The 14,357-nt window shown below is 72.8% G+C and carries 12 protein-coding genes; all 12 read left to right on the top strand.

What is annotated here, in order from left to right:
• The 12 genes from HNR61_RS03325 to allB all read left to right on the top strand — a co-directional run bounded on the left by HNR61_RS03325 (position 1) and on the right by allB (position 14,356).
• Positions 1-891, top strand: a complete 891-nt coding sequence (locus HNR61_RS03325) for an FAD binding domain-containing protein (protein ID WP_182841584.1) — start codon at positions 1-3, stop codon at positions 889-891.
• Between the two features lies 1 nt (position 892).
• Positions 893-1,384, top strand: coding sequence for a (2Fe-2S)-binding protein (locus HNR61_RS03330; protein WP_182841585.1), 492 nt, complete (start codon positions 893-895; stop codon positions 1,382-1,384).
• On the top strand, positions 1,381-2,736 hold the full coding sequence (locus HNR61_RS03335) for an 8-oxoguanine deaminase (protein ID WP_312897749.1): 1,356 nt from the start codon (positions 1,381-1,383) through the stop codon (positions 2,734-2,736). Before HNR61_RS03330 ends, HNR61_RS03335 begins: the two co-directional genes overlap by 4 nt.
• Entirely contained in the window at positions 2,736-5,045 is a 2,310-nt protein-coding gene (locus HNR61_RS03340) for a xanthine dehydrogenase family protein molybdopterin-binding subunit (RefSeq protein ID WP_182841586.1), read from the top strand. Before HNR61_RS03335 ends, HNR61_RS03340 begins: the two co-directional genes overlap by 1 nt.
• A 214-nt stretch (positions 5,046-5,259) precedes the next feature.
• Positions 5,260-6,717, top strand: a complete 1,458-nt coding sequence (locus tag HNR61_RS03345) for an NCS2 family permease (protein WP_182841587.1) — start codon at positions 5,260-5,262, stop codon at positions 6,715-6,717.
• A gap of 10 nt (positions 6,718-6,727) precedes the next feature.
• Entirely contained in the window at positions 6,728-7,837 is a 1,110-nt protein-coding gene (locus tag HNR61_RS03350; RefSeq protein ID WP_182841588.1) for an XdhC family protein, read from the top strand.
• A gap of 22 nt (positions 7,838-7,859) precedes the next feature.
• The gene (locus HNR61_RS03355; protein WP_182841589.1) at positions 7,860-8,249 is read left to right on the top strand and encodes an allophanate hydrolase-related protein; all 390 of its coding nucleotides are present in this window, start codon (positions 7,860-7,862) and stop codon (positions 8,247-8,249) included.
• Entirely contained in the window at positions 8,246-9,055 is an 810-nt protein-coding gene (locus tag HNR61_RS03360; protein ID WP_182841590.1) for a hydroxypyruvate isomerase family protein, read from the top strand. The genes HNR61_RS03355 and HNR61_RS03360 overlap by 4 nt, the downstream gene beginning before the upstream one ends.
• Positions 9,052-9,933, top strand: a complete 882-nt coding sequence (locus HNR61_RS03365; protein ID WP_182841591.1) for a 2-hydroxy-3-oxopropionate reductase — start codon at positions 9,052-9,054, stop codon at positions 9,931-9,933. Before HNR61_RS03360 ends, HNR61_RS03365 begins: the two co-directional genes overlap by 4 nt.
• A 107-nt stretch (positions 9,934-10,040) precedes the next feature.
• On the top strand, positions 10,041-11,756 hold the full coding sequence (gene gcl / locus HNR61_RS03370; protein ID WP_182841592.1) for a glyoxylate carboligase: 1,716 nt from the start codon (positions 10,041-10,043) through the stop codon (positions 11,754-11,756).
• Between the two features lie 114 nt (positions 11,757-11,870).
• Positions 11,871-13,034, top strand: a complete 1,164-nt coding sequence (locus tag HNR61_RS03375) for a glycerate kinase (protein ID WP_182841593.1) — start codon at positions 11,871-11,873, stop codon at positions 13,032-13,034.
• Positions 13,031-14,356: an allantoinase AllB gene (gene allB, locus HNR61_RS03380; protein ID WP_182841594.1), complete on the top strand. Its 1,326-nt coding sequence runs from the start codon at positions 13,031-13,033 to the stop codon at positions 14,354-14,356. Before HNR61_RS03375 ends, allB begins: the two co-directional genes overlap by 4 nt.
• Position 14,357 lies beyond the last annotated feature (1 nt).

A 14,357-nucleotide genomic window follows, 5' to 3' on the forward strand; every position in this document is an offset into this window, starting at 1 on the left:
ATGGACTTCCTGCGCCCGCTGACCTGGGAGGACGCTCTGGCCGCCAAGGCGGAGCATCCCGACGCCGTGCCCATCCAGGGCGGCACCGACGTCATGGTCGAGATGAACTTCGACGTCCACCGCCCGCCGGCGCTGCTGGACCTGAACCCCGTCCGGGAGCTGACCGGGTGGGACAGCGTCGACGGCCGCCTCCGGATCGGCGCGGGCGTGCCCTACGTCCGGCTGATCGAGGAACTGGGGGACCGGCTGCCGGGCCTGGCCCAGGCGTCCCGCACCGTGGGCTCCCCGCAGATCCGCAACCGGGGCACCGTCGGCGGCAACCTCGGCGCGGCCTCGCCCGCCGGGGACAGCCACCCGCCGCTGGTCGCCGGGGACGCGGTGATCGAGGTCGAGTCCGCCGCGCGCGGCACCCGCATGATCCCGGCGACCGGGTTCTACACCGGCGTCAAGCGCAACGCCCTGGAGCCGGACGAGCTGATCCGCGCCTTCTGGACCGATCCAGCGCCCGGCCCGCAGTACTTCTCCAAGATCGGGACCCGGAACGCCATGGTCATCGCGGTGTGCTCGTTCGCCATCGCGCTGAACCCCGAGACCCGGCGGGTCGGGACGGGCGTCGGCTCGGCCGCGCCCACCCCGCGCCGCGCCACGGCCGCCGAGGACTTCCTCAGCGCCGAGCTGGACTGGGAGAACCGGGGCCCGCTGTCGGTCGCGGCGGCGCAGCGGTTCGCCGAACTGGTCAAGGAGGCCGCCTCGCCGATCGACGACGTGCGCGGCACCGCCGACTACCGCAAGCACGCCCTGTCGGTGATGGCCCGCCGCACCCTCACCTGGGCATGGAACGACTACCGCGGCGCGGTTCCGGGAACCGGAGAAGGAAAGGAGGCCTCCTGACATGCGCGTGAACTTCACCGTCAACGGCTCGAAGGAGACCGTGGACGACGTCTGGGAGGGCGAGAGCCTCCTGTACATGCTGCGCGAGCGGATGGGCCTCCCGGGCTCCAAGAACGCCTGCGAGCAGGGCGAGTGCGGCTCCTGCACGGTGTACCTGGACGGCGTTCCGGCGTGTTCCTGCCTGGTCGCCGCCGGGCAGGTCGAGGGCCGCGAGGTCCGCACCGTGGAGGGCCTGGCCACCGGTTCCACCGGCTCCGACCAGGAACTCGACCCGGTCCAGGAGGCGTTCGTGGAGGCCGGGGCCGTCCAGTGCGGCTTCTGCACTCCCGGCCTGATCGTCCAGTCGCACGACCTGATCAACCGGGTGCCGGACCCCTCCGACGCCGAGATCCGCGAGGCGCTCGCCGGCAACCTGTGCCGCTGCACCGGCTACGAGAAGATCCTGGACGCGGTGCGGCTGGCGGCCGGCCGGAAGGCGGCGGCGGCCAAGTGATCACCCGGATCATCGAGAACGCCCACGTGGTGACGGTCACCGGCGAGGAGTACCCCGGCGGCCACATCGTCATCGAGGGCGACAGGATCACGTCGGTCGGGAGCGGTCCCGCGCCGCGGACCGAGGGTGCCGAGCGCATCGACGGCACCGGCTGCCTGGCCACCCCCGGCCTGGTCAACACCCACCACCACCTGTACCAGTGGGCCAGCCAGGGGCTCGCCAAGGACAACACCCTGTTCGAGTGGCTGGTCACCCTGTACCGGCCCTGGTCGAAGATGGACGCCGAGGTCGTCGCGGGGGCGGCGAGCGCCGGGCTGGGCTGGCTCGCCAAGTCCGGCTGCACCACCGCCTCCGACCTGCACTACGTGTTCCCCAAGGGGCGCGGCGACCTGTTCGACGCCGAGATCCAGGCGGCGGCGGAGCTGGGCGTCCGGTTCCACCCCTGCCGGGGCTCGATGGACCGCGGCCAGTCCCAGGGCGGGCTGCCGCCGGACGAGGTCGTGGAGGACCTGGACACGATCCTGGCCGAGACCGAGGCCGCGATCGACCGGTACCACGACGACTCGTTCTCCTCGATGCTGCGGATCGCGGTCGCGCCGTGCTCGCCGTTCTCGGTCAGCCGGGACCTGCTGGTCCGGAGCGCCGAGCTGGCCCGCGCCAAGGGCGTGCGCCTGCACACCCACCTGTGCGAGACGCTCGACGAGGAAGAGCACTGCCTGGAGCAGTTCGGGATGTCCCCGGTCGACTACATGGAGACCCTGGGCTGGCTCGGCTCCGACGTCTGGTACGCCCACGCCGTGCACCTCCAGGACGCCGACATCAAGAAGATGGCCGACACCGGCACCGGCGCGGCGCACTGCCCCAGCTCCAACGCCCGGCTGGGCGCGGGCATCGCCCGCGTCGCGGACATGATGGCCGCCGGGGTCCCGGTCGGCCTGGGCGTGGACGGGGCGGCGTCGGCGGAGATGGTCTCGCTGGCCGGTGAGGTCAAGCAGGCCATGTACATGCAGCGCGCCCGCTACGGCCCCACCGCCCTCACCGCCCGCCAGGCCCTGGAACTGGGCACCCTGGGCGGCGCGAAGGTGCTGGGCCGCCAGGACGAGATCGGCTCCCTGGAGCCCGGCAAGCTCGCCGACATCGCCCTGTGGCGGGTCGACGGGTTCTACGCGGCGGTCGACGACCCGGTGGTCGCGTTCGCCTACGGCCAGACCCCGCCGCTGGCCCGGCTGCTGGTCGGCGGCAGGACCGTGGTGAACGACGACGAACTGGTCACCGTTCCGCAGGACGAGGTCGGCCGGCGCGGCGCCGAGGCCCACCGCCGCCTCATGAAGCTCGCCGAGGAGGTTCTGTAATGGCCACCCCCGTGAAGGCGCCGGGGCACGTCGCGGCCCCCGGCAAGGGCGGCGTGGGCGACAGCCCGCTGCGTCCCGACGGAACGCTGAAGGTCGCCGGCGAGTTCGCCTACGCCTCCGACCTGTGGATGGACGGGATGCTGTGGGGCGCGACCCTGCGCTCCCCGCACGCCCGCGCGAGGATCCTCTCGATCGACATCAGCGCGGCCCTCGCCCACCCCGGCGTGCACGCCGTCCTCACCCACGAGGACGTGCCGGGCAAGAAGCACTACGGCCTGGACCTCACCGAGGACCAGCCGGTGCTGGCCATCGGCGAGGTCCGCCACCAGGGCGAGCCGATCGCGCTGGTCGCCGCCGACCACCCCGAGACCGCCCGCCGCGCGATGGAGAAGATCGCCATCGAGTGGGAGGTGCTGGAGCCGGTCACCGACCCGCGGAAGGTGATCGCCGACCCGGAGAGGTACCGGGTCCAGCGGCTCGGCGGCATCACCCGCCACCAGCCCGTCCGCGTCGGCGACGTGGACGCGGCGCGGGAGCGGGCCGAGGTCGTCGTCTCCGGCGAGTACGAGGTCGGGATCCAGGACCAGGCGTTCCTGGGGCCCGAGGCCGGGCTGGCGGCGCCGTCGGAGGACGGCGGGCTGGACATGTACGTGTCCACCCAGTGGATGCACTGGGACCTCAAGCAGATCGCCCCGTGCCTCGGCCTGCCCGAGGACAGGATCCACATGACGATGGCCGGGGTCGGCGGCGCGTTCGGCGGCCGCGAGGACCTGTCGATGCAGATCCACGCGGGCATGCTCGCGCTGCACACCGGCAAGCCGGTCAAGATGTCCTACAACCGGTACGAGTCGTTCTTCGGGCACGTGCACCGGCACCCGGCGCAGATGCGCTACGAGTACGGCGCGACCCGGGACGGCCGGATCGTCTACGCCGACGTGGAGATCATCCTCGACGGCGGGGCGTACACCTCCTCCACGCTGAACGTGACCGGCAACGCCGCGTCGCTGGGCGTGGGCCCCTACGTGATCCCCAACATCAGGATCGACGCGTACGGCGTCTACACCAACAACCCGCCCTGCGGCGCGATGCGCGGGTTCGGCGCGGTGCAGGCGTGCTTCGCCTACGAGTCGATGATGGACAAGCTCGCCGAGGCGTGCGGGATCACCCCCGTCCAGGTCCGGCAGCGCAACGCCATCAGCCAGGGCGACAAGCTCGCCACCGGCCAGGTCGTGGACGCCCCCGCCCCGCTGGCCGAGATGCTGGCGCGGGCCGAGGCCATGCCGCTGCCGCCGCCCGCCGACCAGAGCGACATCCGCAACCTGCCCGGCGGCGCGTCCCAGACCACCCACGGCGAGGGCGTCGTCCGGGGCGTCGGCTACGGCGTCGGCCTCAAGAACATCTGCTTCTCCGAGGGCTTCGACGACTACTCCACCGCCCGGGTCCGGCTGGAGGTGATCGGCGGGGAGCCCACCGCGCTGGTGCACACCGCCGCCGCCGAGGTCGGCCAGGGGCTGGTCACCCTCAAGGCGCAGATCGCCCGCACCGAGCTGGGCGTCCAGAAGGTGACGATCGCGCCCGCCGACAACCAGGTCGGCTCCGCCGGCTCCTCCAGCGCCTCCCGCCAGTCGTACATGACCGGCGGCGCGGTGAAGGCCGCCTGCGAGGCGGTCCGCGCGGAGCTGTTCCGGCTGGCGGGCCGGCGGCTCGGCCGCGAGTTCGACGACCTGAACCTGGTCGGCGGCAAGGTCGTGTCCCGGTCGGAGGGGGTGCTCGCCTCCATCGAGGAGATCCTCGGCGACAAGGTCATCGAGGAGACCCGCGAGTTCCACCACCACCCCACGCAGAGGATGCACCCGGTCACCGGGCAGGGCGACAGCCACACCCAGCTCGGACTGTGCGTGCACCGCGCCGTGGTGGACGTGGACGTGGAGCTCGGCCTGGTGAAGGTGGTCGAGCTGGCCGCCGTGCAGGACGTCGGCAAGATCATGAACCTGCTGTCGCTGGAGGGCCAGATCCACGGCGGCACCGCCCAGGGCCTCGGCCTGGCCGTGATGGAGGAGATCGTCGTCACCAACGGCCTGGTGCGGAACCCGTCGTTCACCGACTACCTGATCCCGACCATCCTCGACATGCCCCCCATGCGTCTCGACATCCTCGAGAACCCCGACCCCAAGGCCCCATACGGGCTGCGGGGAGCGGGAGAGCCACCCACGCTCTCCTCGACCCCGGCGGTCGTCGCGGCCATCCGCGACGCCACCGGAAAAGCACTCACCCGAGTGCCGGTTCGCCCGGAGCACATCGTTTCCTGACCCGAGGCGACGCACCGTGACCGGTGGGGCGGTGACCGAGGAGCACCGCCCCGGCCGGTCCGGACTCCGGTCCCAGCAGTTGATCAACAGGGGCAGTCCGCCGTGTGCTTGGGGGACGGCGGGGCGGACCCCACAACCGCACTGATCGAAACGGCCGGACGGCCCACGCGCGGGCCGCCCGCGGGTCGATCACGCCCTAAGGAGGGCACGAACCGTGACCGAGACCCAAGCCCCACCCCCGAAGTCACCCCGCCCCGGCCCCGGACCGGGCTCCAGGTCCGCGCTGGACCGCTTCTTCGACCTGTCCGGAAGGGGAACGACCGTCGCCCGCGAGGTGCGCGGCGGCGTCACCACCTTCTTCGCGATGGCCTACCTGGTCATCCTCATCCCGTTGATCATCGGTGACGCCAAGGACGTCACCGGCGCGACCCTGAACCCCGCGCAGCTCACCACCATGGTCGCCCTGTCGGCGGGCCTCACCACGATCCTGATGGGCCTGGTCGGCAACGCGCCGCTGGCGATGGCCGCCGGGCTCGGCGTCACCCCGATCGTGGTGTTCCAGGCCGCGCCGCACATGACCTGGCCGCAGGCGATGGGCCTGGTCGTGCTGGAAGGCGTGATCATCGTCCTGTTCGCGCTCACCGGCATCCGGCAACTGATCATGGACGCCATCCCGCTGGCCCTCAAACAGGCCATCGGGGTCGGGATCGGCGCGTTCATCGCGCTGATCGGCCTGGTGGACGCCGGCTTCGTCGGCCACCACGAGAGCTCCGCGACCCCGGTCACCCTCGGGATGTTCGGCAAGCTGACGGGCTGGCCGGTGCTGGTGTTCTGCTTCGGCCTGATCCTGATGCTGGTGCTGTTCGTGCGGCGGGTGCCCGGCGCGATGCTGATCGGCATCGTCGCCGCCACCGTCTTCGCCGTCGTGGTGAACTCGCTGGTGAAGGTGGACCCGAAGGCGTGGGGCCCGGTCGAGCCGAAGCTGCCCGGCTCGGTCGTCGCGACGCCCGACTTCGGGCTGCTGTTCGACTTCGACCTGATCGGCGGCTTCGAGCGGGCCGGGATCGTCACCGCGTCGGTGGTGCTGTTCACGCTGGTGCTGTCGGGCTTCTTCGACGCCATGGGCACGATCCTGGGCGTCTGCGAGGAGGCCCGGATGCTGGACGAGAACGGCAGGCTGCCCGGCCTGTCGAAGATCCTCACCGTGGACGGCTTCGGCGCCATCATCGGCGGCGGCGTCAACGGCTCGGCCAACACCGCCGTCGTGGAGTCGGCGGCCGGGGTCGCCGAGGGCGCGCGCACCGGCCTGGCGAGCGTGGTCACCGGCGGCATGCTCACCGCGCTGATCTTCCTGACGCCGCTGGCCGGGGTCGTGCCGCTGGGGGCCGCCGCGCCCGCGCTGGTGCTGGTCGGCGCGTTGATGATGACCCATGTCCGCAAGATCGACTGGGACGACCTGGAGATCGCCGTCCCGGCGTTCCTGACGGTCGTGCTGATGCCGTTCACCTACTCGATCACGGTCGGCGTCGCGGCCGGCGTGCTCTCCTACACGGTCATCAAGCTGGCCCGCGGCAAGGTCCGCGAGATCCACTGGCTGCTCTACCCGCTGTCGCTGATCTTCGTCGTCTACTTCGCGCTGCATCCCATCGAGTCCGCCCTCGGAATCAAGTAGGAGGCCCACGTTGCGTGAGATCGCCGACCGGCTCCGCGCCTGGAACGACTCCGGCGCCCGGTACGCCGTCGCCACCGTCGTGTCCGTCGGGGGCTCCGCCCCCCGGCGGCCCGGCGCGGCCATGGCGGTCGCCGCCGACGGCGAGGCCGTCGGCAGCGTGTCCGGCGGCTGCGTCGAGGGCGCGGTGTACGAGCTGTGCCAGGAGGTGATCCGGACCGGGGAACCGGTGCGGCAGAGCTTCGGCTACAGCGACGACGACGCGTTCGCGGTCGGCCTGACCTGCGGCGGGACCATCGAGGTCCTGGTGCAGGCCGGGCCGGTGCCGGACGCGGCGCTGGAGGCGGTCTCACGCGACGCGCAGGTGGCGTTCGTCCACGTCCTGCCGCCTGGCCCTGTCACCGGCACCGGGCTGCTGGTCGTGTGGCCGGACCGCCACCACGGAACGACCGGCCTGGCCGACGCCGACGCGGTCGTCGCCGGCGAGGCCCGGGCCATGCTGGACACCGGGAAGACGGGGACGATCTCCGTCCGCTGCCGGGATGACTTGGACGTCTTCGTCCACTCGTACGCGCCCGCGCCCCGCCTGCTGGTGTTCGGGGCGATCGACTACGCCGCGGCCGTCGCGCGCATCGGGAGGTTCCTGGGCTACCGGGTGACGGTGTGCGACGCGCGGCCGGTGTTCGCGACCCCGGCCCGGTTCCCCGAGGCCGACGAGGTGGTCGTGGACTGGCCGCACCGCTACCTGGCCGCCGAGCACGAGCGCGGGTCCGTGGACGGCCGCACGGTCGTCTGCGTGCTGACCCACGACGCCAAGTTCGACGTCCCCCTGCTGGAGGTCGCGCTGCGGCTGCCCGTCGCCTACGTCGGCGCGATGGGCTCGCGGCGCACGCACCACGACAGACTCTCCCGGCTTCGTCGCGCCGGGATGTCCGATGCGGAGCTGGCGCGCCTGCGCTCTCCCATCGGGCTGGACCTCGGGGCACGCACGCCCGAGGAGACGGCCGTGGCCATCGCGGCGGAGTTCGTCGCCGCGCGTCGCGGAGGTACCGCGCTGCCCCTGGGGCAGATCGACGGGCCCATCCACCATGACAGCCAGACCGCCTCGGCCGAGGTGGCCTGACCTTGGAGGAAAGGACAGTCCGATGCCGCTCATCTTTCTGAACGGCGGGGCGATGCGCGGGGGACCGCTGCATCACCTGCTCGACGGCTCGCCCCTGGTCGCCGAGACCACGACCGCGCCCCGGTACCGCTTCTACTCCGTCGGGGACCAGTGCCCGGCCCTGTCGCCGGTCGCCCACGGCGGCTCGCCGGTCCACGGCGAGGTCTTCGACGTGCCGATGGACGTGCTGCGCGACAGGCTGCTGCCCGCCGAGCCCCCGGAGCTGGAGCTCGGCGTGATCGAGCTGGCCGACGGGTCCTCGTCGCTGGCGATGCTGCTGCGGCGCCCCCACACCTCGTACACCAGGCTGATCGACATCACCGAACACGGGAGTTGGGACGCCTACCGACAATCCAGGAAGGAGGCAGCGTGACGCGCCGTTACGCCGTCAACTGCTCGATCCTGTTCACCGAGCTCCCGCTGCCGGACCGCCCGGCGGCGGCCCGGGACGCCGGTTTCTCCGCCGTGGAGTTCTGGTGGCCCTGGCCGGACCGGGCGGTGCCCTCCGACGCCGAGGTCGACGCGTTCTGCCAGGCCGTCGAGGACGCGGGCGTCCAGCTCATCGGCCTCAACCTCTACGCGGGCGACATGCCCGCCGGGGAGCGCGGGGTGCTGTCGGACCCGGCCCGCGCCACCGAGTTCCGCGACAGCGTCGCGGTCACCGTCGCGATCGCCGAGCGGACCGGCGTGCGGGCGTTCAACGCCCTGTACGGGCAGCGCCTCGACGGGGTCGCCGACAGCGAGCAGGACCGCGTCGCCACCCAGAACATCGCCTACGCGGCCCGCCAGGTCGGCGCGTTCGGCGGGACGATCCTCATCGAGCCGCTGGCCCGCGGCCTGAACGGGGCCTACCCGCTGGAGACCGCCGCCGACGCGCTCGCCGTCGTGGAGCGGGTCCGCGCCGAGGGCGCCGCCAACGTGAAGTTCCTCTACGACAGCTTCCACCTGGCCGGCAACGGCGAGGACCTGGAGAAGGTCGCGCGCGAGCACGCCGCCGACATCGGCCACGTGCAGATCGCCGACGTTCCCGGCCGGGGCCGTCCCGGGACCGGCGGGATCGACTTCGGCGCGCTGTTCGGGGTGCTCGACGCCATCGGCTACGACGGCTGGACCTCGCTGGAGTACAAGCCGCAGGGCCCGACCGCCGGCGAATTCGACTGGATCAAGGAGCACTCATGAGCAGGATCGCCTTCATCGGACTCGGGATCATGGGCGCGCCCATGGCGGGCCACCTGGTCCGCGCCGGGCACGAGGTCACCGGCTACGACGTCGTCCCCAAGGGCCTGGACGCGCTGGTCGCGGCGGGCGGGACGGCGGCGGACAGCACCGCCGAGGCGGTGTCCGGCGCGGAGATCGTCGTCACGATGCTGCCGCAGGACGAGCACGTGGAGTCGGTGTACTTCGGCGACGGCGGCGTGCTCGCCAACGCCAAGCCCGGCACCCTCTGCATCGACTTCTCCACCGTCAGGCCGGAGACCTCGATCAGGGTCGCCGAGGCCGGCCGGGAACGCGGCCTGCGCGTGCTGGACGCCCCGGTGTCCGGCGGCGAGAAGGGCGCGGTCGACGCCGTGCTGTCGATCATGGTCGGCGGCGCCGAGGAGGACTTCGAGGCCGCCCGGCCGGTCTTCGAGGCGGTCGGCAAGACGTTCGAGCGGGTCGGCGGCTCCGGCGCGGGCCAGTACGTCAAGGCCGCCAACCAGCTCATCGTCGGCGGCACCTACGCGCTGGCCGCCGAGGCGATCGTGCTGATGGAGGCCGCCGGGGTGGACGCCAAGGCCGGCCTCGACGTGATCGCCGGCGGCCTGGCCGCCTCCCGGATCCTCGACATCAAGCGCGACACCATGCTGCGGCGGGAGTTCCAGCCGGGCTTCCGCATCGACCTGCACCACAAGGACATGGGCATCGCCACCGCGGCGGCCCGCTCCGCCGACGTCTCGCTGCCGATGACCGCCCAGGTCGCGCAGCTCATCGCCGCCGCCCGCGCCAAGGGCTACGGCTCGCTGGACCACTCCGCGCTGCTGAAGGTCGTCGAGGACCTGTCCGGCCGCTCCTCCTGACGCGGCCTCCCCAAGCCTCTCCCACAACAGAACGGACGGCCGGTCCCCGACCGAGCGCCAACTCCAGACAGGAGACCGGCCGTCCGCCCCAGAAGGGATATTTCATCATGGCGAAGATCCCCGTCATGCAGGCGGTGGTCGAAGTCCTCAAGTCCGAGGGCGTCGACATCGCGTACGGGTGCCCGGGCGCCGCGATCCTGCCGCTGTACAAGGCGATGGAGCAGGACGGCGGCATCGACCACCTGATCGTCCGGCACGAGGAGGGCGCCACCCACATGGCCGACGGCTGGTCGCGCACGACCGGCAAGGTCGGCGTGGCGATCGGCACCTCCGGCCCGGCCGGCACCAACATGATCACCGGGCTCTACACCGCGCACGCCGACTCGATCCCGATCCTGGTGATCACCGGTCAGGCGGCCTCCAGCAAGCTGCACCAGGAGGCGTTCCAGGCGGTCGACATCGTCGAGATCGCCAAGCCGGTCACCAAGTGGGCCGTGCAGGTCAAGGAGGCCGCCCAGGCCCCGTGGATCTTCCGCGAGGCGTTCCGGATCGCCAAGTCCGGGCGGCCCGGCCCGGTCCTGATCGACCTGCCGATCGACGTGCAGAAGCAGGAGATCGAGTGGGACGCCTCGATCGACGCGCCGCTGCCGATCGCCCGGATCGAGCCGCACCGGCCGCGCGTGGAACGCGCGCTGGACATGCTGCTGGCCGCCGAGCGCCCGCTGATCCTGGCGGGCGGCGGCGTCATCCTCGCCGACGCCCACGAGGAGCTGGTCGAGCTGGCCGAGCTGCTCCAGGTGCCGGTGCAGGCGACGCTGATGGGCAAGGGCTGCATCGACGAGAACCACCCGCTGTACGCGGGCATGACCGGCATCCAGACGTCGCAGCGGTACGGCAACGCGTCGTTCCTGGAGTCGGACCTGGTCCTGGCGCTGGGCGCGCGGTTCGGCGACCGGCACACCGGGCAGCTCGACGTGTACCGGGGCGACCGGAAGTTCATCCACGTGGACATCGAGCCGACCCAGATCGGCAAGGTGTTCGGCCCGGACCTCGGCATCGTGTCCGACACGAAGCTGTTCCTCCGGGCGGTCCTCGGGCTGGCCCGGGAGCGCGGCCTGACCGGCGAGCCCGGCGCGTGGGTGGAGCGGGTCCAGGAGCTCAAGTCGACCCTGACCCGGCGCGAGGACTTCGACGACGTCCCGATCAAGGCGCCGCGGATCTACAAGGAGATCAACGAGTTCTACGGCCCCGACACCTACTTCGTCACGGCCATCGGGCTCTACCAGATCTGGGGCGGCCAGCACCAGAAGGCCCCCAAGCCGCGCCACTACCAGGTGTGCGGCCAGGCCGGGCCGCTCGGCTGGGAGATCCCGGCCGCGATCGGCGTCAAGACGGCCCTGGCCAAGACCGAGCCGGACGCCGAGGTCGTCGGGATCGTCGGCGACTACGGCTTCCAGTTCCTGGTGGAGGAGCTGGCGGTCGGGGCGCAGTACAACGTGCCGTTCGTGCTCATCATGATCAACAACGAGTATCTCGGGCTGATCCGGATGGCCGAGGACCACGGCGGCTACTCCATGAAGTACGAGGTCGACATCCACTACGACGAGTACGGCTCCGACAACGTCAAGATCATGGAGGCGTACGGCTGCTCGGGCACCCGCGTGGTGGAGCCCGAGGAGATCCGCCCGGCGCTGGAGTGGGCGCGCAAGGAGGCCGACCGCACCTCCCGCCCGGTCCTGGTCGAGATCATGATCGAGCGCGAGGCCGACACGGCCAACGGCGTCCGCATCGACCAGGTGAGGGAGTACGAGCCGGTTCCGTGACGGCGAGAGGCGGCGGGCCGTGGTGAGGAGCAGGTGCGGGACGGCCCGCCGCCACCCCGCTGAAGTGCGCAGACGGGGATAGTTGGGGATGAACGTCGTAGAAGGGTGGCCGTCATGAGAGAGCCGCGATCGGGGCACGTCGTGATCGCGCCCGACAAGTTCAAGGGCTCGCTGACCGCGAACCAGGTCGCCGAGCACGTCGCGGCCGGGCTGCGCCGCGCCCGCCCCGACGCCCGTCTGGTGCTGCTGCCGGTCGCCGACGGCGGCGACGGGACGGTCGACGCCGCCGTCGCCGCCGGGTTCGCCCGGCTGCGGACCACCGTCACCGGCCCGACCGGCGAGGAGGTCGTCGCCTCCTACGCGGTGCGCGGGCGCACCGCCGTCGTCGAGCTGGCCGAGGCGTCCGGCCTGCGGCTGCTCCCGGGCGGCGAGCCGCGGCCCCTCACCGCCACCAGCCGCGGCACCGGCGAGCTCATCGACGCGGCACTGCGCGGGGGCGTGAACCGCATCGTGCTCGGGCTCGGCGGCAGCGCCTGCACCGACGGCGGCGCGGGCATGGCCGCCGCGCTCGGCGTCCGCCTCCTGGACGACCGGGGCGAGGAGCTCCCGCCGGGCGGGGCGGCGCTGCGCTCGCTGGCGCGGATCGAGACCGGGCGGCTCGCCGAACGCCTGGAGGGCGTGCGGGTCGTCGTCGCCGGCGACGTCGACAACCCGCTGCTCGGCCCGGAGGGGGCCGCCGCGGTCTTCGCGCCGCAGAAGGGCGCCTCCCCGGCGCAGGTGCGGACCCTGGAGAACGGCCTGGCCCGGCTGGAGTCGGTCGCGCGCCGCGACCTGGGGGCGCTGCACGCCAAGCAGCCCGGCGCGGGCGCGGCCGGGGGAGTGGGGTTCGGCGCGATGACGTTCCTGGGCGCCACCGTCCGGCCCGGCATCGGCTACCTGCTGGACCTGCTGGGCTTCGCCGAGCAGGCGGCCGGGGCGCGGCTCGTGGTCACCGGCGAGGGCTCCCTGGACCGGCAGTCGCTGCGCGGCAAGGCCCCGGTCGGCGTCGCCCGCGCCGCCGCCCGCGAGGGCGTGCCCGCGATCGCCGTCGCCGGGCGCCGCGCCCTCACCGGCGAGCAGCTCCGCAAGGCCCGCCTGCAGAGCGCCTACGCCCTCACCGACCTCGAACCCGATCCGGAGCGGTGCATGGCCGAAGCGGGCCCGCTGCTCGAACGACTGGCGGAACAGATCGGCCGCGAGTGGCTGGTCGAGTCCCCAACCATGGGAGGAGTGGCGTGACAGAGACCTATGACCTGGTCATCCGGTCCCGGCGGGCGGTGCTGCCCTACGGGGAGAAGCCCGCGGCGGTCGCCGTGCGGAACGGCCGGATCGCCGCGATCGAGGAGGCGGACGCGCCGCTGGCGGCCGCCGCCGAGGTCGACCTCGGGGACATCGCGCTGCTGCCGGGCCTGGTGGACACCCACGTCCACATCAACGAGCCGGGCCGGACCGAGTGGGAGGGCTTCGCCACCGCGACCCGCGCGGCCGCCGCCGGGGGCGTGACGACGGTGGTGGACATGCCGCTGAACTCGCTGCCCCCGACGGTGGACGTCGAGTCCCTCGCCGTGAAGCAGGCGGCGGCGCGCGGCGCCGTGCACGTGGACGTCGGGTTCTGGGGCGGGGCGATCCCCGGCAACGTCGCCGACCTGCGGCCGCTGCACGAGGCCGGGGTGTTCGGGTTCAAGTGCTTCATCTCCGACTCGGGCGTGCCGGAGTTCCCGCCGCTGTCGCCCGAGCGGCAGTACGAGGCGTTCCGGGAGATCGCGTCGTTCGACGGGCTGATCATCGTGCACGCCGAGGACCCGGCGGCGCTGAGCGAGCCCGCCGCCGGGGACTACGCCTCGTTCCTGGCGTCGCGGCCGCCGTCGGCCGAGAGGCGCGCCGTGGAGCAGGTCATCCGCGTCGCCGAGCAGACCGGCGTGCGGGCGCACATCGTGCACCTGGCGGCGGCCGACGCCCTCGAACCGCTCGCCAAGGCCCGGTCGCGGGGCGTGCGGGTGACCGCCGAGACGTGCCCGCACTACCTGACGCTGACGGCCGAGGACGTCCCCGGCCCCGACGCGACCGCGTTCAAGTGCTGCCCGCCGATCCGCGACGCCGGCAACCGCGAGGAGCTGTGGAACGGGCTGGCCGACGGCGTGATCTCGTGCGTGGTCACCGACCACTCCCCGTGCACCCCCGACCTCAAGCGGGGCGACTTCGCGACCGCCTGGGGCGGCGTGTCCTCCCTCCAGCTCGGCCTGTCGGCGGTCTGGACCGCCGCCCGCGCCCGGGGCCACGGCCTGTCGTCGGTGGTCCGCTGGATGGCCGAGGGACCGGCCGCGCTGGTCGGGCTGAACGGCGACGGCGCGCGCCGCAAGGGCCGCATCGCGCTCGGGTACGACGCCGACCTGGTGGCGTTCGCCGCCGACGCGTCCCACGTCGTGGACGCCGCCGCGCTCCACCACCGCAACCCGGTCACCCCCTACGCGGGCCGCTCGCTGCGCGGCGTGGTCCAGGCGACCTGGCTGCGCGGCGAGATCGTCGACGACACCCCCCGTGGCGCGCTGCTCAACCGCTGAC

Origin of the sequence: Actinomadura kijaniata (assembly GCF_014138665.1) — a bacterium.
In the GTDB taxonomy this organism is placed as follows: domain Bacteria; phylum Actinomycetota; class Actinomycetes; order Streptosporangiales; family Streptosporangiaceae; genus Spirillospora; species Spirillospora kijaniata.

Excerpts from the sequence above, each read along its gene's own strand:
- HNR61_RS03325 (WP_182841584.1), top strand. The coding sequence starts at position 1 with ATGGACTTCCTGCGCCCGCTGACCTGGGAGGACGCTCTGGCCGCCAAG.
- HNR61_RS03330 (WP_182841585.1), top strand. The coding sequence starts at position 893 with ATGCGCGTGAACTTCACCGTCAACGGCTCGAAGGAGACCGTGGACGAC.
- HNR61_RS03340 (WP_182841586.1), top strand. The coding sequence starts at position 2,736 with ATGGCCACCCCCGTGAAGGCGCCGGGGCACGTCGCGGCCCCCGGCAAG.
- HNR61_RS03355 (WP_182841589.1), top strand. The coding sequence starts at position 7,860 with ATGCCGCTCATCTTTCTGAACGGCGGGGCGATGCGCGGGGGACCGCTG.
- HNR61_RS03365 (WP_182841591.1), top strand. The coding sequence starts at position 9,052 with ATGAGCAGGATCGCCTTCATCGGACTCGGGATCATGGGCGCGCCCATG.
- gcl (WP_182841592.1), top strand. The coding sequence starts at position 10,041 with ATGGCGAAGATCCCCGTCATGCAGGCGGTGGTCGAAGTCCTCAAGTCC.
- HNR61_RS03375 (WP_182841593.1), top strand. The coding sequence starts at position 11,871 with ATGAGAGAGCCGCGATCGGGGCACGTCGTGATCGCGCCCGACAAGTTC.